18 protein-coding genes and 1 pseudogene are annotated in these 18,653 nt (G+C 69.4%); 11 read left to right on the top strand and 8 right to left on the bottom strand.

From position 1 onward, the window contains the following. Positions 1 to 98 precede the first annotated feature (98 nt). Positions 99 to 698, bottom strand: a complete 600-nt coding sequence (gene cobO, locus HIR79_RS14490; protein ID WP_169958876.1) for a cob(I)yrinic acid a,c-diamide adenosyltransferase — start codon at positions 696 to 698, stop codon at positions 99 to 101. Between the two features lie 64 nt (positions 699 to 762). Further along, the gene (locus tag HIR79_RS14485) at positions 763 to 2,259 is read right to left on the bottom strand and encodes a RimK family ATP-grasp domain-containing protein (RefSeq protein ID WP_110069339.1); all 1,497 of its coding nucleotides are present in this window, start codon (positions 2,257 to 2,259) and stop codon (positions 763 to 765) included. A 165-nt stretch (positions 2,260 to 2,424) separates the two neighbouring features. On the opposite strand from HIR79_RS14485, the gene HIR79_RS14480 reads away from it, so the two are divergent. The 4 genes from HIR79_RS14480 (at position 2,425) to pepN (ending at position 6,691) form a co-directional block, all read left to right on the top strand. After that, positions 2,425 to 2,925: a GNAT family N-acetyltransferase gene (locus HIR79_RS14480; RefSeq protein WP_169958875.1), complete on the top strand. Its 501-nt coding sequence runs from the start codon at positions 2,425 to 2,427 to the stop codon at positions 2,923 to 2,925. A gap of 40 nt (positions 2,926 to 2,965) precedes the next feature. Beyond that, positions 2,966 to 3,451, top strand: coding sequence for a YajQ family cyclic di-GMP-binding protein (locus HIR79_RS14475; protein ID WP_169958874.1), 486 nt, complete (start codon positions 2,966 to 2,968; stop codon positions 3,449 to 3,451). Positions 3,452 to 3,529: 78 nt separating this feature from the next. Further along, positions 3,530 to 3,907 carry a YbaN family protein gene (locus tag HIR79_RS14470; RefSeq protein ID WP_110069342.1) on the top strand — a complete coding sequence of 126 codons (378 nt, stop codon included), beginning with the start codon at positions 3,530 to 3,532 and terminating at the stop codon, positions 3,905 to 3,907. A gap of 138 nt (positions 3,908 to 4,045) precedes the next feature. Continuing rightward, on the top strand, positions 4,046 to 6,691 hold the full coding sequence (pepN, locus tag HIR79_RS14465) for an aminopeptidase N (protein ID WP_169958873.1): 2,646 nt from the start codon (positions 4,046 to 4,048) through the stop codon (positions 6,689 to 6,691). A 61-nt stretch (positions 6,692 to 6,752) separates the two neighbouring features. On the opposite strand, the gene HIR79_RS14460 is transcribed toward pepN, so the two are convergent. Genes HIR79_RS14460 through HIR79_RS14445 form a run of 4 tightly spaced genes read right to left on the bottom strand, consistent with a single transcriptional unit; the run spans position 6,753 to position 8,553 of the window. Continuing rightward, positions 6,753 to 7,040 carry a hypothetical protein gene (locus tag HIR79_RS14460; protein ID WP_119021632.1) on the bottom strand — a complete coding sequence of 96 codons (288 nt, stop codon included), beginning with the start codon at positions 7,038 to 7,040 and terminating at the stop codon, positions 6,753 to 6,755. Between the two features lie 18 nt (positions 7,041 to 7,058). Further along, positions 7,059 to 7,445, bottom strand: coding sequence for a CBS domain-containing protein (locus HIR79_RS14455; RefSeq protein ID WP_119021631.1), 387 nt, complete (start codon positions 7,443 to 7,445; stop codon positions 7,059 to 7,061). Positions 7,446 to 7,471: 26 nt separating this feature from the next. Beyond that, positions 7,472 to 7,822 (bottom strand): P-II family nitrogen regulator, encoded by a 351-nt coding sequence (locus HIR79_RS14450; RefSeq protein WP_119021630.1) that lies wholly within the window; start codon positions 7,820 to 7,822, stop codon positions 7,472 to 7,474. Continuing rightward, a complete protein-coding gene (locus tag HIR79_RS14445; RefSeq protein WP_249322168.1) occupies positions 7,819 to 8,553 on the bottom strand; it encodes a DUF1538 domain-containing protein in 735 nt (244 codons plus the stop codon). The genes HIR79_RS14450 and HIR79_RS14445 overlap by 4 nt, the downstream gene beginning before the upstream one ends. A gap of 201 nt (positions 8,554 to 8,754) precedes the next feature. On the opposite strand from HIR79_RS14445, the gene HIR79_RS14440 reads away from it, so the two are divergent. The 3 genes from HIR79_RS14440 (at position 8,755) to HIR79_RS14430 (ending at position 12,099) form a co-directional block, all read left to right on the top strand. Next, complete coding sequence (locus HIR79_RS14440; RefSeq protein ID WP_119021629.1) at positions 8,755 to 9,351, top strand: LemA family protein; 597 nt, start codon at positions 8,755 to 8,757, stop codon at positions 9,349 to 9,351. Positions 9,352 to 9,363: 12 nt separating this feature from the next. After that, the gene (locus HIR79_RS14435) at positions 9,364 to 11,289 is read left to right on the top strand and encodes a M48 family metallopeptidase (protein ID WP_169958872.1); all 1,926 of its coding nucleotides are present in this window, start codon (positions 9,364 to 9,366) and stop codon (positions 11,287 to 11,289) included. 99 nt (positions 11,290 to 11,388) lie between these two features. Continuing rightward, the gene (locus HIR79_RS14430; RefSeq protein WP_119021627.1) at positions 11,389 to 12,099 is read left to right on the top strand and encodes a hypothetical protein; all 711 of its coding nucleotides are present in this window, start codon (positions 11,389 to 11,391) and stop codon (positions 12,097 to 12,099) included. A 99-nt stretch (positions 12,100 to 12,198) separates the two neighbouring features. On the opposite strand, the gene HIR79_RS14425 is transcribed toward HIR79_RS14430, so the two are convergent. Then, positions 12,199 to 12,405 (bottom strand): cold-shock protein, encoded by a 207-nt coding sequence (locus HIR79_RS14425; RefSeq protein ID WP_110069349.1) that lies wholly within the window; start codon positions 12,403 to 12,405, stop codon positions 12,199 to 12,201. A gap of 277 nt (positions 12,406 to 12,682) precedes the next feature. Here HIR79_RS14425 and HIR79_RS14420 point away from each other — a divergent pair, with 277 nt between their 5' ends. Then, entirely contained in the window at positions 12,683 to 13,327 is a 645-nt protein-coding gene (locus tag HIR79_RS14420) for a LysE family translocator (RefSeq protein WP_119021626.1), read from the top strand. 78 nt (positions 13,328 to 13,405) lie between these two features. On the opposite strand, the pseudogene HIR79_RS14415 reads toward HIR79_RS14420, so the two are convergent. Next, positions 13,406 to 15,260: pseudogene (locus tag HIR79_RS14415) on the bottom strand (transglycosylase SLT domain-containing protein). A 345-nt stretch (positions 15,261 to 15,605) separates the two neighbouring features. Between HIR79_RS14415 and HIR79_RS14410 the strand changes: the two are divergent. From HIR79_RS14410 to htpG, 3 genes are all read left to right on the top strand, one after another. Beyond that, complete coding sequence (locus HIR79_RS14410; RefSeq protein WP_169958871.1) at positions 15,606 to 16,115, top strand: PaaI family thioesterase; 510 nt, start codon at positions 15,606 to 15,608, stop codon at positions 16,113 to 16,115. Further along, positions 16,108 to 16,578, top strand: a complete 471-nt coding sequence (locus tag HIR79_RS14405) for a PaaI family thioesterase (RefSeq protein WP_169958870.1) — start codon at positions 16,108 to 16,110, stop codon at positions 16,576 to 16,578. The genes HIR79_RS14410 and HIR79_RS14405 overlap by 8 nt, the downstream gene beginning before the upstream one ends. A 104-nt stretch (positions 16,579 to 16,682) precedes the next feature. Next, a complete protein-coding gene (gene htpG / locus HIR79_RS14400) occupies positions 16,683 to 18,587 on the top strand; it encodes a molecular chaperone HtpG (protein ID WP_169958869.1) in 1,905 nt (634 codons plus the stop codon). Positions 18,588 to 18,653: the final 66 nt, after the last annotated feature.

Genomic DNA, 18,653 nt, shown 5'->3' with positions numbered 1-18,653 from the left:
AGAAAGCTTGATGATCAGGGGGTTACGGTGTTGCCGGCTGGCGACGGGAGCGGCGGGTTATTAGCCAGGTTATTGATTTTTATGGGTGTTGCAGGTGTTCAGTAGTCGATGCCGCGGCGTGCCTGTACCCCCGCGTTGAAGGCGTGGCGTACCTCCTGCATCTCGGTCACGGTGTCGGCCATGGCGGTGAGCTCGCGGTGGGCGTTGCGCCCGGTGATGATCACCGTCTGCTCCGGCGGGCGGTTCTCGATGGCGCGCTTCACCGTCTCGATATCCAGGTAGCCGAACTTGAGCATGTAGGTGAGCTCGTCGAGCACCACCAGGTAGACCTCGGGATCGGCGAGCATGCGCTCGGCCTCCACCCACACCTTCCGGCAGGCGGCGGTGTCGGCCTCGCGGTTCTGGGTGTCCCAGGTGAAGCCGGTGGCCATGATGGCCACCTCCAGGTTGGGGTCCTCGGCCAGCCGCTCGCGCTCGCCGCACTCCCACATGCCCTTGATGAACTGCACCACCCCCACCCGGTAGCCGTAGCCGAGGGCCCGGGTCACGGTGCCCCAGGCGGCGGTGGTCTTGCCCTTGCCGTTGCCGGTGAAGACCAGCAGCAGGCCGCGCTGCTCGGTGGCGGCGGCGACCTTGCCGTCGACGTGGGCCTTGAGTTTCTGCATCGCCTGCTGGTGGCGGGTGTCGGGATCGTTCATCGGGGCTCCGTATCTGTACAGGGTTTGTCCAAGGTGGCTAGCTTACGCCAACCGCCCGGTCGCGTCAGCCACCCTGGCGCACCCGCGCCTCCATGCGGGCCAGGAACACCCCCATGATGCGCTCATAGAGAGTGCGGCCGAGCACCGCATCCTCGATGCCGGCATCCACGTTGGGGTTGTCGTTGACCTCGATCACCACCACCCGCTCGCCGGCCTGCTTGAGGTCGACGCCGTAGAAGCCATTGCCGATCAGCCGGCACGCCTTGAGCGCCGCCTTGATCACCGCCGGCGGCGCCTCGGCGGGGTCATGGGTGGTGAAGCCGCCGCTCTTCACCCGGGCGCCGGAGTGGTCGTAGATCTGCCAGTGGCCGCGGGCCATGTAGTAGCGGCTGGCGAACAGCACCTGGCCGTCCAGCACGCCGATACGCCAGTCGTACTCGGTGGGCAGCCACTCCTGGAGCAGCAGCAGGGCGGAGTCCCGGAACAGGCGGGCGGCCTCGCGCTCGAGCTGGGCCTGGTCGGTCACCTTGACCACGCCGCGGGAGAAGGCGCCGTCCGGCACCTTGAGCACCAGCGGGAAGGCGAGACGCCCGAGCCGCTCGGCCAGGGGGCGGCGATCGCCGCGCTGCAGCAGCACCCCCTCCGGCGCCGGCACGCCGCGGGCCCGCAGCAGGGTGTGCAGGTAGACCTTGTTGGTGCAGCGCAGGATGTCCCGGGGCGAGTCGATCACCACCAGCCCCTCGTGCTCGGCGCGCCGCGCCATGCGATAGGTGTGGTGGTCCAGCGCCGTGGTCTCGCGGATGAACAGGCCGTCGAACTCGGCCAGCCGCCCGGCGTCGCGGCGGGTGATCAGCGACACGTCGATACCCTGCTTGCGCCCGGCGCGGATGAAGGCCTTGAGGGCACTGCGGTTGCTGGGCGGCAGCGCCTCCTTCGGGTCGACCAGGATGGCCAGGTCGAAGCGGTAGCGGCGGCGCGCCTTGGGGGTGCGCCAGACCTGGCGCGAGTGGCGGTTCAGGGCGCTGGCGAAGAGGTCCTGCTCGTCCGCAGCCAGGTCGCGCAGGCGCAGCGGGCGCAGGCGTGCCAGCCGCCAGAGGTCGTGGCGGCGCACCAGTTTGGCCTCGAGCAGCGGGCAGGGCAGGCGCTCGAACAGCTTGCGGGCGAGCCGCGCCAGCGCCGGCTCGCGGCACTCGCCGAACAGCACCCGCAGGGTCAGGGCATCGCCGGGCAGGGCGCCATCACGGGCCAGCTCGCCGAGCAGCGGTGCCAGGGTGTCCAGCTGCAGGTCGATCAGCGCCTTGCGCGACAGCTCGTTGAGGGTCTCCACCGTGGGCAGCACCCGCTGACCGCGGGCCTGGGCCAGCAGCGAGACATAGTAGCCGCTGTCGAGGTAATCGAGCTCGCCGCACAGGTTGAGTACGTGGGTGGTGCGGTCCTGCTCCTCGCTCGCCCGGTGGCGGCGATCCTGGGCCAGGAAGTCGGCGGCGGTGATCAGGTCCTCGGAGGGGTAGTAGGGCTGCCAGTCGTCGAGGCGGTCGACGACGATTCGCAAGGGACACATGGGGCGCTTTCCGGACAGAGGGAGAGGGGGAGACAACGCGCCCAGCATGCGGCAGGGGGCGGCGGCGGACAATCGGCCGGCACAGTGAAAAGATTTCATGTTGCTGGCCGCTGACAGCCGTGGCCGGGCTGCGCAGAATCACCGCCATCGACACAGGAGCTCCCCATGACCACCCGACTGCGTCCGGCCACGCCCCAGGATCTGGACGCCCTCCATCGCCTGGAGCAGAGCGCCTTTACCGGCGACCGCTTCAGCCGCCGCCAGCTCTGGCACCTGCTCAACCGCGCCCACGCCGCGACCTGGGTGGTCGAGCGCGAGGCCGAGGACCTCTCGCCGGCGCGCCTGCTGGGCTACGGCATTCTGCTGTTTCGCCACGGCAGCTGCCGGGCGCGGCTCTACTCCTTCTGCGTGCATCCCGAGGCCCGCGGCACGGGACTCGGCCGTCAGCTGCTCGAGTGCCTGGAGGGCGAGGCCAGGGCCCGGGGCAGTGCGCTGCTGGGGCTCGAGGTGCGTGCCGACAACCGGGTAGCGCTGGGGCTCTATCGGCGCATGGGCTTTCGCCTGGAGCGCTGGCTGCCGGAGTACTACGAGGACGGCTGTGCCGGCTGGCAGATGGTCAAGGTACTCGAGGCGCTGCCGGCAGGCGCGGAGAGCGTCGCGGGCTGATAGAATCCTGGCGTCTTCCCAACCACAGTCAGGAGCCGCCATGCCCTCCTTCGATATCGTCTCCGAATTCGACGGCCATGAGGCCAGCAACGCCGTGGACCAGGCCAATCGTGAGGTCCAGACCCGTTTCGACTTCAAGGGCGTCACCGCCAGCTTCGAACTCAACGGCGAGACGGTCTCGCTGGAGGCCGAGGTGGATTTCCAGCTCAAGCAGATGCTCGACGTGCTGCGCGGAAAGCTGATCGGCCGCGGCATCGACGCCCGCTGCATGGACGTCCAGGAGCCGGCGCTCTCCGGGGTGCGGGCTCGCCAGGAGGTGATCCTCAAGCAGGGCCTCGACCAGAAGGAGGCCAAGGAGATCGTCAAGCGCATCAAGGAGTCCAAGCTCAAGGTCCAGGCGCAGATCCAGGGTGAGAAGGTGCGCGTCACCGGCAAGAAGCGCGACGACCTGCAGGCGGTGATGGCGCTGCTGCGCGGCGAGGGCGGCCCCGACCTGCCGCTGCAGTTCGACAACTTCCGCGACTAAGGGCCCCATAGTCCACGGCGATTGGCCAGACGCTCCCGGTTGGTCTTCAATGAAGGCAGGTCGCCAAGGGAGCGCAGGATGTCGACGCTTGCACGTCTGGTCTATATCGCCATCGCCTGGGTCAGCTTCGGTCTGGGCGTGATCGGCGTCTTCGTGCCGCTGATGCCCACCACCTGCTTCATGCTGCTGGCGGTGTGGGCCGCCTCGAGGGGTTCGCCCCGCTTCGCCCTGTGGATCCGCGCGCACCCGCGCTTCGGCCCCACCGTGGTGGCCTGGGAAGGGGAGCGGGCGATTCCCCGCCATGCCAAGTGCCTGGCCGCCGGCATGCTCGCCTTCTCCATGCTGGTGCTGGCCCTCACCGTCAGCCTGCTGTGGCTCAAGCTGGCGCTGATCGGCGGGCTCTCCCTGCTCGGCCTGTGGATCATCACCCGCCCCGAGCCGGCACTCGGCCGCTAGCAGGGGCCGCCTCGGCCTGTCGGGCGGGGGCGAGTCGAGTGGGTCTCTGAGGGGTCATTGAGAGGTCTTTGAGAGGCCTTTGAGATAGAAGGGGCGGGCGCCGTACAATGGGAGCCATTTCCGACAGGAGCTTCCCGAATGTCCGATCCCCAGGCGACCCATCTCAGCGACTACCGCCCCCCGGCCTACCGCGTGACCCGCACCGAGCTGACCTTCGACCTCGACCCCGCCGCTACCCGGGTCAAGGCGCGCCTGCATCTGGAGCGCCATCCCGAGGGCGAGGCCGGTGATCCGCTGCAGCTGCACGGCGAGGGGCTGGCCCTCAAGGCCATCGCCCTGGATGGCGAGCCGCTCGACGCGGATGAGTATGCGCTGAGCGAGAGCGGACTGACCGTCCATCGTGTGCCGGAGCGCTTCCACCTCGACACCGAGGTGGAGATCGCCCCGGAGGCCAATACCGCCCTGGAGGGGCTCTACCAGTCCAACGGCATGTACTGCACCCAGTGCGAGGCCGAAGGCTTCCGGCGCATCACCTTCTATCCCGACCGCCCCGACGTCATGGCGACCTTCACCACCACGCTGATCGGCGACGCCGAGCGCGAGCCGGTGCTGCTCTCCAACGGCAACCCGGTGGAGCGCGGCCAGCTGCCGAATGGCCGCCACTTCGCCACCTGGGAGGACCCGCACCCCAAGCCGAGCTATCTCTTCGCGCTGGTGGCCGGCGACCTGAAGAAGGTCGAGGACACCTTCACCACCCTGAGCGGACGCGAGGTGACCCTGCAGATCTGGGTCGAGGAGGAGAACCTCGGCAAGACCGACCACGCCATGGCCTCGCTCAAGCGCGCCATGGCATGGGACGAGGAGGCCTATGGCCGCGAGTATGACCTCGACCTCTTCATGATCGTGGCGGTGAACGATTTCAACATGGGTGCCATGGAGAACAAGGGGCTCAACATCTTCAACTCGGCGGCGGTGCTGACCCACCCCCACACCGCCACCGACGCCGCCTTCCAGCGGGTCGAGAGCATCGTGGCCCACGAGTACTTCCACAACTGGTCGGGCAACCGGGTGACCTGCCGCGACTGGTTCCAGCTCTCCCTCAAGGAGGGCTTCACCGTCTTCCGCGACCAGTGCTTCTCCGCCGACATCAACTCGGCCCCGGTCAAGCGCATCGAGGACGTCTCCTTCTTCCGCACCGCCCAGTTCGCCGAGGATGCCGGTCCCACCGCCCACCCGGTGCGCCCGGACCACTACATCGAGATCGGCAACTTCTACACCCTGACCATCTACGAGAAGGGCGCCGAGGTGGTGCGCATGCTGGCCAACCTGGTGGGCGAGGCGGCCTTCCGGGCCGGCAGCGACCGCTACTTCGCGCGCTTCGACGGCCAGGCGGTGACCATCGAGGACTTCGTGGCCTGCATGGCCGAGGCCTCGGGGCTCGACCTGACCCAGTTCATGCGCTGGTATGACCAGGCCGGCACGCCGGAGATCGACGCCTTCGGCGAGTATGACTACGCCCGCGGCGAGTACCGCCTGCGCCTGGCCCAGCGCACCCCCGCCACCCCGGGGCAGCCGGACAAGCTCCCCCTGCATATCCCCGTGCGCCTGGGCCTCGTCGGCACCAAGAGCGGGCGCGACCTGCCGCTGACCCTCGACGGCGAGACGCTGGGCACCGATGCGGTGATCCACCTGCGCGAGGCGGAGCAGGAGTTCCTCTTCACCGACGTGGCCGAGGCCCCGGTGCCGTCGCTTCTGCGCGGCTTCTCGGCCCCGGTGAAGCTGCGCTTCCCCTACGGCCGCGAGGACCTCGCCTTCCTGCTGGCCAACGACTCCGACGGCTTCAACCGCTGGGACGCCGGCCAGCGCCTCGCCCTGCTGGCGCTGGACGACCTGATCGCCGCCCATCGCAACGGCGTGGAGAAGGTGATGGACACCCGGGTGGTGGATGCCTTCCGCAGCCTGCTCGCCGCCGAGACCGACGACAAGGCCGTGCTGGCCGAGATGCTGACGCTGCCCAGCGAGGCCTATATCGCCGAGCAGCAGCCGCTGGTGGACGTGGATGCCATCCACGCGGCGCGCACCTTCGTCAAGCAGGGGCTGGCCCTGGCGCTGCGCGACGACTTCCTGCGGGTCTACCGCGAGAACCACCTCGAGCACTCGGGGGGCGAGCCCTATGCGCCGACGCCTGAGCAGATCGCCCGGCGCAGCCTGAAGAACGTCGCGCTCTCCTACCTGATGGCCATCGAGGACGAGGAGGGGATCGAGCTCGCCCGGGCGCAGTTCGCGGCGGACCACAACATGACCGATGTGCGCCACGCCCTGACCCTGCTGACCCACAGCAGCCGCGACGAGTTCAGCGAGCCGGCCCTGAAGGCCTTCGGCGAGAAGTGGGCCCACGATACCCTGGTGATGGACCAGTGGTTCAGCATCCAGGTGACCCGCCCGCAGCCCGACGTGCTCGACCGCGTCAAGTTCCTGATGGCCCACCCGGCCTTCTCGCTGAAGAACCCCAACAAGGTGCGGGCGCTGGTCGGCACCTTCGCCGGCCAGAACCGGGTCAACTTCCACCGCCTCGACGGCGCGGGCTACCGGCTGCTGGCCGACGTGGTGATCGAGCTCAACCGCCTCAACCCGGAGATCGCCGCGCGGCTGATCACGCCGCTGACCCGCTGGGCGCGCTTCGACGAGACCCGCCAGGCGCTGATGAAGGCCGAGCTCGAGCGCATCCGCGCCGAGAAGCTCTCGCCGAATGTTTATGAGGTCGTCGAAAAGGCTCTTGCCTGATCCGCCGGAGGCCTAATGAAAAGTGCCGCCCTTCGGGGCGGCACATGGCGTCAGAAGGTGGTTAATAAATCAGCCAGCTCAACACCATCAACCCCAGCAGCCACCAGATCAGGGTGGCAATGATGGCCCGGCGCATCAGCGCCCGGAAGCCCTTCCACAGAAGCCAGAGCCCGAGCACCAGCACCACCAGGCTGATCAGCGACGGCGAGATGCCCAGCGCCCCGGAGAGGCCATCCAGGAAGCCGCGGGCGGCATTGCCGATGTTGGCGAAGAAGCCGGTCAGCAGGTCGACGGCAAAGCGAATCACCTCGCCCAGTGTCCTGCCGATCCAGGTAAAGAACTCTTCCATGTCAGCGGGTCCCGTGCATCACTCGATCAGGTCGAGAACGGTACCCACGATATCGTCCATGGTCACCAGGCCGAGCAGGCGGTTGTCGTCGAGCACCAGCACACGCTTGACGATGCTGTCGGTCATCAGCCTGGCCACGTGTCGCACGTCCAGGGACTCGCCGACGCCAATGGCGGGCTTGGCGCAGACGTCGTAGACGTTGATCAGGTCGATGTCGCCGTTCTCGGCCACGATGGTCTTGAGGATATTGGTGTAGGTGATCAGGCCCCAGGCGTCGTGGGGGTCCTGCTGCTCCACCACCAGGCACTTGAGGTTGTGCTTCTTCATCAGCGCCAGGGCGTCGCGCAGGGTGGCGAAGGGTGACACCGTCACCACGTCGCGCATCATGATGTCCTTGACCAGCATTGTCTCTCTCCGTCAGTGGGTGGCGCTCAGATATCCTGCCTGAGTCGTTCCTCGAAGCGCTTGACCTGGGCCATGTCGATGCCGCCGAGATGCTCCACGGGCAGGGTCATCACCAGCCCCTTGGAGTCCTCTCCCGTGGGGTTGAGGACCTGGCGCACCGCCTTGAGCACCTTGAGCGACAGGCCCTTCTCCAGGGTCAGCAGCATGATGCTCTGGCTGCCCTCGAAGGTCAGCCCGAAGAAGGTCTTCTTGCGCTCGCCGCCGATGCCGCGGCCGGACATCAGGGTCATGCCCACGGCGCCGGCCTCGGTGGCCGCATCGATGCACTCCTGCTCCAGTTCCTCGGGCACGATGGCCACCAGCAGGGAAAACTTCATGATTGCCTCTCTCTCCAGTGGGCCACCCGTTCCATCAGGATGGCATAGCTCATCACGGTCACGATAGGGAAGATGGAGGCGAAGGCGATCAGGCCGAAGCCGTCGATCAGGGGGTTGCGCCCGCGAATGGAGGAGGCCAGGCCGATGCCCAGGGCGGCGATCAGCGGCACGGTGACGATATTGGTGGTGACGCCGCCGGAGTCGTAGGCGAGCCCGACGATCTCCTCCGGCGCGAAGAAGGTCACCGCCACCACCAGGATGTAGCCGACGATCATGTACCAGTGGATGGGGTGGCCGAGGATCACCCGCAGCACGCCCAGCGCCATCACCAGGCCCACCGAGGTGGCCACGATCAGGCGCAGGGTGAGGGCGTCGATGCGTCCCTCGCTGATCTCGTAGGCCTGCTCGGCCACGGCGATCAGTGCCGGTTCCGCCACCACCGCCGAGAAGCCGATGGCGAAGCCGAAGGCCATCAGCAGCGGCATGGAGCCGCGCCTCGCGAACTGGTTGGCGAGCCGCTTGCCCACCGGGAAGATGCTCAGCTCGAGCCCCTGCAGGAAGAGCGCCACCCCGATGGCCACGATCAGCAGGCCGATGGCGATGCTCAGGCCGCCGTCGGGCCACTCGCGGAACAGCAGCGCCTGGAAGGCCACCACCACCACGATGATCGGCATCAGGTTGCGCAGGGCATGGAGAAAGGCGTGGGCGAAGTCCCTGAGTTGCTCGGCCAAGTTCGGCTCCCTGAATCGTCTCTTGGATCATCCCGGTGGCGACCCCGGGGCGCCGGCCTGCTAGCCTTGAAGCTGTCCCTGCCGGGCCGGTGTGTGCCGATGATAGCATCAAGCCCCTGCCACGACATGACCTGCCCGCGGGTCAGGACCTTGATACGGGTCAAGCCGTCTTGCCCTCCCAATCTCGACAAGGAGTCGACCATGTCACTCTCGATGATCCTGCCGCTGGTGATCCTCGGCCTGCTGGTGGTCTATGCGGTCGCGGTCTACAACCGCCTGGTGGCGCTGAAGAACCGCTACCAGAACGCCTTCGCCCAGATCGAGGTCCAGCTCAAGCGGCGCTACGACCTGATTCCCAACCTGGTGGAGACCGCCCGTGCCTACATGAGCCACGAGCGCGAGACCCTGACCGCGGTGACCGAGGCGCGCAACGGCGCCCTGGCCGGACTTCAGAACGCCGCCGCCCACCCCGGTGAGCCGGGGGCCATGGCGGCGCTTGCCGGCGCCGAGGGGGCGCTGGGAGCGGCACTCGGTCGGCTCAACGTGGTGATGGAGGCCTACCCGGACCTGAAAGCCTCCGAGAACATGCGCCAGCTCTCCGAGACCCTGACCAGCACCGAGAACCGCGTGGCCTTCGCCCGCCAGGCCTTCAACGACGCGGTGATGCAGTACAACACCTACAAGCAGAGCTTCCCGCCGGTGGTCATGGCGGCCTCCTTCGGCCACAAGCAGGATGCCGCGCTGCTGGAGTTCGCGGACAGCGCCGAGATCCAGGCGGCGCCAAGCGTCAGCTTCTGACGGGGGCGGCCCATGGATTTCTTTACCGCCCAGGACCGCGCCCGGCGCCAGACCGGGCGCCTGGTCGTGCTGCTGCTGCTGGCGGTGGTCGGCCTGGTCGTGGCGGCCAGCGTGCTGGTGGCGCTGGCCGTGGTGCTGATGGATGGCCAACTGGGCGGACCGGACCCGCTGGCCCGCGCCCTCGAGCCCGAGCTCTTCGCCTGGGTGGCGCTGGGGGTGGTGGCCGTGGTGGTGGGGGGCGCGGCGATGCGCCACCTTCAGCTGCGCGCCGGCGGCTCGGCGGTGGCGGAAGCGCTCGGGGGCCGTCTGCTCAACCCCGAGACCCGGGACGCCGACGAGCGTCAGCTGCTCAACGTGGTGGAGGAGATGGCCATCGCCTCGGGCATGCCGGTACCGGCGGTCTACCTGCTGGAGGACGCCGCTATCAACGCCTTCGCCGCCGGCCACCAGACCCACGATGCCGCCATCGGGGTGACCCGGGGGGCCATCGAGCACCTCGACCGTGACCAGCTGCAGGGCGTCATCGCCCACGAGTTCAGCCATATCCTTCACGGCGACATGCGCCTCAACCTGCGCCTGGTGGCGCTGCTCCACGGCATCCTGGTGATCGGCCTGATCGGCCAGCTGCTGCTGCGAGGAGCGGCGATGTCGGGACGCGGGCGCGCGTCGCGTCGCGGCGGCGGTGCCCAGGTGGGGCTGATGGCCGGCGGGGCGGCGCTGATGCTGGTCGGCTATGCCGGCACCCTGTGCGGCAACATGATCAAGGCGGCGGTGAGCCGCCAGCGCGAGTTCCTCGCCGATGCCAGTGCCGTCCAGTACACCCGCAACCCCGAGGGCATCGGCGGTGCCCTGAAGACCCTGGCCGCCTATCGGCTGGGCTCGCGGCTGATGGCGCCCCACGCCGCGGAGTTCAGCCACCTCTACTTCGGCAGCGGGGTGCGCCACCTGAGCCGATTCACCGCCACGCACCCGCCCCTGGAGGCGCGCATCCGCCGGGTGCTGCCGCGCTGGGACGGCACCCTGCCCGAGCCCTTCGCGCCGAGGCCGAAGGCCCCGCCGGCTCGGCCCGCGGCGGCCTCCGCGCCGCGGGATGGCATGCTCGGCGGGGGCATGGGCGTGGGCGTCGGCGGTGCTCTCGCCGGGGTCGCCATCGCCGGCGCGGTGGTGGCCAGCGTCGGTCAGCCCGACCCGGCGGCCCTGGCCGCGGCGCGACGCCGGCTGGCCAGCATCGACCCACGACTGATCGACGCCGCCCATGAGCCCTTCGCGGCCCGGGCGCTGGTCTACGGCATCCTGATGGACGCCGACCCGGTGAGCCGCGATGCCCAGCGGCGCGTGCTGGCCAATCAGGCGCTGCCCGAGGTGCTGCGCGAACTCGATCTCCTGGCCGAGCCCCTGGCGGCGCTGACCCCGGGGGATCGCCTGCCGCTGATCGAGCTGGCCCTGCCGCAGCTGCGCCAGCTCTCTGCCGCCCAGTTCGCCCGCTTTCGGGCCTGCCTCACCGGCCTGATGGCGGCCGAAACCGTGCCTGGTGCCCTGCAGTGGGCGCTGCACCGGCTGGTGCTGACCGGCATCGAGGGCGAGCCCCGGGCGCGACGCGACCGGCATCTGCGCGACCTCGCGGGGCCGCTGTCGCTGCTGCTCTCCACCCTGGCCCGCGCCGGCCAGGCCACGCCGGATGAGCAGCGTGAGTCCCTCGAGCAGGCCGGAAGGGCGCTGGGCGTGGCCCTGGACCTGGTGCGCGAACCGCCCTCGGCGGCGGACCTGGACTGGGCCATGGCCCGCCTGGTGCGGCTCGTCCAGGCCGAACGGGCGCCGCTGCTGGCCGCCATGGTGTGCTGTGTGGAGCAGGATGGCCGGATCGCCCCGGAGGAGGCCGAGCTGCTGCGGGCGGTGGCCTGGACCCTGGGCTGCCCGCTCCCCCTGCGCGACGACTAGGTGGGTTTACACAACTGGGCCGGGGCGCGGCTTGCGGTAGGCCTGCCGCCTCTGGTGGAATATGTTTCTCTCAGATGTCAGACATGCAGGAGCAGGTAGATGCAGAAGAGACCCTGGAAACCCGCCCTGCTGGCGGCGCTGCTGGCGCTGGGGCTGGCCGGCTGTGGCAACGGCGACGAGACCCCGCCGGCCGCCGAGGAGCCCGCGGCCGAGCCCGCCGCCCAGGAAGAGAGCGCGGCGCCTGCCGAGGAGCCGGAGGCCCTCGAGGACGAGCTGCCCCCGGAGGAGCAGGCCGGCCTGGTGGATGACGCGGCCGAGGAGCCGGTGCCCGCCGAGGAGGCGCCGGACGAGGTGCCCGAAGAGATTCCCGAGGCCGAGACCCTGGGCGAGTCCCCGGCCAGCACCCTGGACGAGGGCGCGGCGCTGCCCGGGGAGACCACCCGGGACGAGATCGACGCCATGCTCGAGGAGACCGAGCGGCGCTTCGAGGAGGCGCAGCGGCGCATCGAGGAGCAGTTCGAGGAGGCCGAGGAGGAGGCCGCCGTGCCCGAGCCCATGGAGGGCGACGAGGGCTTCGATGCGGGAATGGACTTCGACTCGAGCCTGGACGACGAGGCGCTGGATACCGGCGGGCCGTCCCGCTCCGATATCGACGCCATCATCGAGGAGCAGGAGCGGCGCTTCGAGGAGGCCCAGCGTCGCCTCGAGGAGCAGTTCGATGCGGTGGAGCAGGAGCTTCCCGAATTCGAGCCTATGGAGGTCGAGGAGTACGAGTTCGAGCCCATGGAGTCGGAGTCGGAAGAGCGCTGAGCCGCCGTCCCCGAGCGCCGGCCACAAAAAAGGCCCACCGTGCGGTGGGCCTTCTCGTGACAGCGGCGGCGCCTTGGCGCCGCCGGCCGCGTCGCCGAATCAGTCGGCGAGGCGGATGTTGGAGGCCTGAAGGCCCTTCTTGCCCTGGGTGACCTCGAAGGTGACCTTCTGGCCGTCCTGCAGGGTCTTGAAGCCCTCAGCCTGAATCTCGGAGAAGTGAGCGAACAGGTCATCGCCGCCGTCGTCCGGGGAGATGAAGCCGTAGCCCTTGGTGTCGTTGAACCACTTGACAGTGCCAGTTGCCATTGTCGATTTCCTTAACATACTTTAATGGTCGTACCGGGCTCGCCGGAGCGAGTCCCGAGGTGCGTGGACGGGGCAAGCAAAGAAGTGCGCACTGGGTGGATCGAGGTGATCGAACGACAGCCGACGACTTGTTTCTTGCTGACCTACGCTGCGGTGCGGTGCCGAGGCTCCCTGACAGGCCGGTGTTCATCACGCCGTCCGTCAGCCGCAAATCCACTGTAGATCGAATCCCCTCGGGCAGCAAGCCCGCCACTCGACGCAAGGAAGGCCCCGGCCCATGTTCATCGATGCCCAGTTCTGGCCCTTCCTGGTGGCCATTACCCTGCTCTCCATCAGCCCCGGGGTCGATACCCTGCTGGTGATCCGCAACACCGCCCGGGGCGGGGTGCGGGACGGCGTGCTGACCAGCCTGGCGATCTGCTGCGGGCTCTTCGTGCATGCCGCGGTCTCGGCGCTGGGGATCTCGCTGATCCTGCTGCAGTCGGCCTGGGCCTTCCAGCTGCTCAAGCTGGCCGGGGCCGCCTATCTGGTCTGGCTGGGCGTGCAGGGCCTGCTGGCGGCGCGGCGCGGCCAGGGGCTGCCGGTGGCGGGGGTCAGCGGCGAGCGCCGGCCCGTACCGATGTGGCGGCCGCTGCGCGAGGGACTGCTCTCCAACGTGCTCAACCCCAAGACGGTGGTCTTCTACATGGCCTTCCTGCCCCAGTTCATCGCCCCCGGCGACCCCGCGCTTGCCAAGTCGCTGTTCCTGGCCGGGGTGCACTTCGTGATCGCCAACCTGTGGCAGATCGGCGTGGCGGTGATGGTGGGCAGCGCCGGGCGCCTGCTGGGCAGCCGGCTCTTCTCCCGGGCCCTCAACGGGGTGACCGGGGTGGTGCTGATCGCCTTCGGCATCAAGCTGGCGCTGGAGCGCCCCCCGGCCTGAGCCATCGGGCATGGCAGTAACGACACCGCCCCGGCCATGGCCGGGGCGGTGTCGTTGTGGGCTCGCGGGGACGGGGGTTCAGTTCCTGGCCAGCAGCGAGCGGTCGTAGCGCACCGTCTTCTCGGTGGGGCTGAGCATGGAGACGCCCTGGCTCGAGCCGCCGTTGGCGAGGCTCTCGAAGATCGCCCGGTAGCTGAGCACCGCCTGCACGTAGAGGCGGGTCTCGCGGAAGGGGATGCTCTCCACGAAGAGGTCGAACTCCTCCGGGGCGTCGGCCAGCCAGCGGTCGACCCGGCCGGGGCCGGCGTTGTAGGCGGCCGCGGCGGCCAGGCGGTTGCCGCTGTAGCGGTTGAGCATGTCGCGGATGTAGGTGCTGCCCAGGCGGATGTTGAGCTCCGGGTCGAGCACCCCGTAGGCGCCGGGGTCGCTGATGCCGAGCTGGCGAGCCAGCTGGGTGGCGGTGCCGGGCATCACCTGCATCAGCCCGCGGGCGCCGGCCGGTGAGACCGCCTCGGGGTTGTAGGCGCTCTCGCGCCGGGCGATGCCCATCAGCAGGTAGGGGTCGACCCCCGTCATGCGGCCCCAGTGCAGGAAGTGCTCGCGGTAGGCTTCCGGGAAGCGCCAGTCCAGGGCGTCCCACATGCGTCCGGTGATGGTGGTCTGCACCAGCTTGGCATGCCAGCCACGGCGCTGGGCGTAGTCGGCCAGGGCGCGGGCCTCGCGCTCGCCGGCGCGCTCCACGGCCGCATACCATTCGCTGGCGGCCAGGCCGGGTTCGTTGATGCGCAGCAGCGCCTCGGTGCGCTGCACGGCCGGCCAGCGGGAGACCTGCTGCCGGTAGCTGTCGTCGAAGCCGTTGCGCTCCAGGTTGAGCGCATAGGGCTGGCCCAGGCGGTCGGCGGCGGCGAAGCCGAAGAAGTTGCGCCCCTCGGCGGCCAGGGCATAGGCCTCCCGGGCCCGGGCGTCGTCGCCGAGCCGCTCGTGGGCGCGGGCCGCCCAGTAGTGCCAGCGGCTGTCGTCGCGGGTCTCGGGCGTCATGCGCGCCAGCCAGTCAAGCACGCCGCGCCAGTCCCGGTCGGAGAGGGCGGCGCGCACGCGCAGCTCCAGCAGGTCGGCGTCGCTGCGTCCGGCCAGCGCGCCGTCGACCCAGCCGCGATTGTGGCGGATGTCGCGCACCAGGGTGTAGAAGATCAGGTCGCGCTCGATGGCCTCATGGTGCTGGCGCTCGATGGGCAGGTGGGGGGGCGATCTTGCGCCACGCCTCCAGGGCTGCCTCGGTGTCGGCGCGGGTGAAGCCGTGCATGGCGGCGGCGAACAGCGGGCCGGAGCCGCGGCACTCGGGGCCCAGGCAGGTCGGCACCCGGGTCACGGCGGCGAAGTCACCCGAGAGGCGCTCCTGGGCCTGGCGCGCCTCCTCCCAGCGGCTGCCGAGCTGGCGGCCCAGGAAGCTGACCAGCCCCGTCTCGCCGGCCTGCCAGGCCAGCATCTTGCGCTCCCAGACCTGCTGCTCGCCGATCACGCCACGGTCGCGCAGGGCCCTGAAGAGGTTGTTGCAGGCGTCCGGCTGGGAGCGGCCCACCATCCACAGGGAAAGCCCGCCTTCGGCGGCGGCCTGGGGGTCACTGCCGAGCAGGGCAGAATAGTAGTAGCACTGGCGGGCGGTGCCGGCCGGCTCGCCGTCGGCCACGGCCAGCAGGCTGCCGTAGCGGCCGGCATAGCCGTACTGGGCGATGGCCTGGCCGCGCAGCCACTCGCCCAGGGGAGAGTCGGCGTGGCGCTCGATGAAGTCGAGGACCTGCCCCGGCTCGGCCTGGGGCAGGCGTGTGCGCAGGCGGTGGTACTCCACGTAGCCGGCCAGCGGGTGGTCGGCAATGGCGCGCTGGTCGATGCGCTCCCACTGCTGGCTGCGCGCCGCTTCCAGGGCGTCGCGCATCGCGCGGTCATCGGCCTGTGCCAGCGGCAGCGAGAACGGCAGCGACAGTGCCAGGGCGCTCAGCAGGGTGCTGAGGCGCCGGATGCCGCTGCGCCGGGTGCCGTGTTGCGGGGCGGGGGGGGCGTTGGCGCATGGCGAGGATCTCCGGGAGTTGACGTCCGATTGCTCCTATCGTGGCGCATTACGGGCCGCCTGGGTAGGGGAAAACGGTAACCGACGCGGGGGCTGCGTTGACGGGCGGCGCCTTGTGCCCAGCCGGCCCCGCGGGTAGTCTGGCATGATCGTTTCAAACGCTTGTTGGAATGTCTTGCGCCACCAACTTGCGTCACCAAGAGGAGCCCCGGTGTGACGCCCCGTGCCGACCGATCCCCCGAGGCCTGGCTTCGGGCCCTGACCCGCTTCGTGCGGGTGATTCCCCATACCCGCGAACTGGGCCTCGAGGTGCTTACGGCCGACGCCGAGGCCGTCCGCATGCGTCTGCCCTGGTGCGACGACCTGCTGGGCGATGCCTCCCGCGGGCTGGTCCATGGCGGGGTGCTGACCATGCTGCTGGACACCGCCTGCGGTAGCGCCGTGCTGCGCGGGCTGCCGGCGCCGGAGGTGTGTCCGACCCTGGACCTGCGGGTGGACCATTTCCGCCCGGCGGTGGCGGGCCTGGCGCTCCATGCCGAGGCGCGGGTGGTCGGGGTCACCGCCTCGGTGGTCTTCACCGAGGGAACCCTGTGGCAGGAGGAGGGCAAGCCGGTGGCCCGGGGCATCGGCAACTTCGTGCGGCTGGGGCCGCGCAATACGCCGCCCGGCTTCGCCGAGGCGCTGTTTGCCGACGAGCATGACGAGGAGAGCCGCGATGCCTGAAGGGTTCGATGACGTGGCGTGGCTCGAGCGCACCCGCACCGAGGGCGATGTGGCGGCCTGGCTGGCGCTGATTCCCTATGCGCGCCGCATCGGGGTGAGCGCCGAGCCGGACCCCGGCGGCGAAGGGCTGCGCTTCCGGCTCGAGCCCGCTGCCGGCAACGTCGGCAACGTGCTGCTGCCGGCGCTGCATGGCGGGGTAGTGGCCGCCTTCATGGAGACCGCCGCGACCCTCGACCTGCTGCTGGCCGCCCGGGAGCCCCGCCTGCCGCGCATCGTCGACCTCTCCATCGACTACCTGCGCACCGCCCGGGTGGTGCCCACCTTCGCGCGCTGCTCGCTGCTGCGTGAGGGGCGCCGCCTGGCCAACGTCCGGGTCAGCGCCTGGCAGGAGGACGAAGCGCTGCCGGTGGCCACGGCGCGGCTGCACTTCGTGCTGGGGGAGCCGGCCAGCGGCGAGACATGAGTCGCGGCAAGGCTTGAAAAGCGCGCCTGGGGCCCCATATCGGCGACAGTGATTCACCCCGCGGCACCGCTCGCCGCAGAACCTGTCGACGAGGTCCAGGACACATGACCACTGCCACGCACGAAGAAACTCTTGGCTTCCAGACCGAGGTCAAGCAGCTGCTTCACCTGATGATCCACTCCCTCTACTCCAACCGGGAGATCTTCCTGCGCGAGCTGATCTCCAACGCCGCCGATGCCTGCGACAAGCTTCGCTACGCGGCGCTGGACAACGACGCCCTCTATGAAGGCGACAGCGAGCTGCGCATCGAGATCGAGCACGACGCCGAGGCGGGCACGGTGACCGTGCGTGACAACGGCATCGGCATGAGCCGCGAGGAGGTCATCGCCAACCTCGGCACCATCGCCCGCTCCGGCACCGCCGAGTTCCTCAAGCAGCTCTCCGGGGAGCAGCAGAAGGATGCGCGGCTGATCGGCCAGTTCGGCGTCGGCTTCTACTCCGGCTTCATCGTCGCCGACGAGGTCTCGGTGCGCACCCGCAAGGCGGGCAGCAACACGGCCGAGGGGGTCGAGTGGCGCTCGAAGGGCGAGGGCGAGTTCACCGTGGCCGACGTCGAGCGCGAGGCTCATGGCACCGAGATCGTGCTGCACCTCAAGGCCGATGCGAAGGAGTTCGCCGACGACTTCCGCCTGCAGAGCCTGGTGCGCAAGTACTCCGACCACATCGAGGTGCCGGTGCGCATGCCCCGGGTCGAGAAGGCCCAGGACGAGGAGGGCAAGGAGATCGAGGGCAGCGAGACGGTGACCTGGGAGACCGTCAACGAGGCCACCGCGCTCTGGTCGCGCCCCAAGGGGGAGATCTCCGACGAGGAGTACCAGGCCTTCTACAAGCACGTGGCCCACGACTTCAGCGATCCGCTCACCTGGAGCCACAACAAGGTGGAGGGCAAGCTGGAGTACACGAGCCTGCTCTACGTGCCCGGCCGCGCGCCCTTCGACCTCTATGAGCGCGACGGCGCCCGGGGCGTGAAGCTCTACGTCCAGCGCGTCTTCATCATGGACGACGCCGAACAGTTCCTGCCCCTCTACCTGCGCTTCATCAAGGGGGTGCTGGACACCCGCGACCTCTCGCTGAACGTCTCGCGCGAGCTGCTGCAGCAGGACCCCAAGGTCGCGAAGATCAAGAGTGCGCTGACCAAGCGCGCCCTGGACATGCTCAAGAAGCTGGCCAAGGACGGCGAGGCCTACCAGCGCTTCTGGAACACCTTCGGCAGCGTGCTCAAGGAGGGTCCGGCGGAAGACTTCGCCAACCGCGAGAAGATCGCCGGCCTGCTGCGCTTCTCCACCACCCACACCGACAGCGCCACCCAGGACCAGTCCCTGGCCGACTACGTGTCGCGCATGCCGGAGGGGCAGCAGAAGATCTACTACATCGTGGCCGATGGCTTCAACGCGGCCAAGTCCAGCCCCCACCTGGAGATCTTCCGCAAGAAGGGCATCGAGGTGCTGCTGCTGCATGATCGCATCGACGAGTGGCTGATGAGCCATCTCCACGAGTTCGAGGGCAAGGGCTTCGTCGACGTGGCCAAGGGCGAGCTCGACCTCGGCGAGATCGAGGGCGAGGAGGAGAAGAAGGCCCAGGAGGAGACCGCCAAGGCCAAGGAGGAGCTGGTCAAGCGGGTCAAGGAGGCGCTGGGCGACCAGGTCCAGGCGGTCAAGGTGACCCACCGCCTGACCGACTCGCCGGCCTGCGTGGTGCTGCCCGAGCACGAGATGGGCTTCCAGATGCGTCGCATCATGGAGGCCGCCGGCCAGGCGCTGCCAGAGGTCAAGCCGATCCTCGAGCTCAACCCCGAGCATGCCCTGGTGGCGAAGCTGGAGGAGGGCGAGGGTGACGCCTTCACCGACCTGGCCCACGTGCTGCTGGATCAGGCGATCATCGCCGAGGGCGGGCACCTGGATGACCCGGCGGCCTACGTGAAGCGCCTCAACGCCCTGCTCACCGCCTGACCGACTCGGCCAGGCCATGATCCGACGCCACCCTCCGGGGTGGCGTCGTCGTTTCGGGTGCGACAC

It is taken from the genome of Halomonas sp. PGE1, assembly GCF_013000985.1.
GTDB classification, from domain to species: domain Bacteria; phylum Pseudomonadota; class Gammaproteobacteria; order Pseudomonadales; family Halomonadaceae; genus Halomonas; species Halomonas alkalicola.
This window is presented reverse-complemented; position numbering and strand designations above follow the sequence as displayed.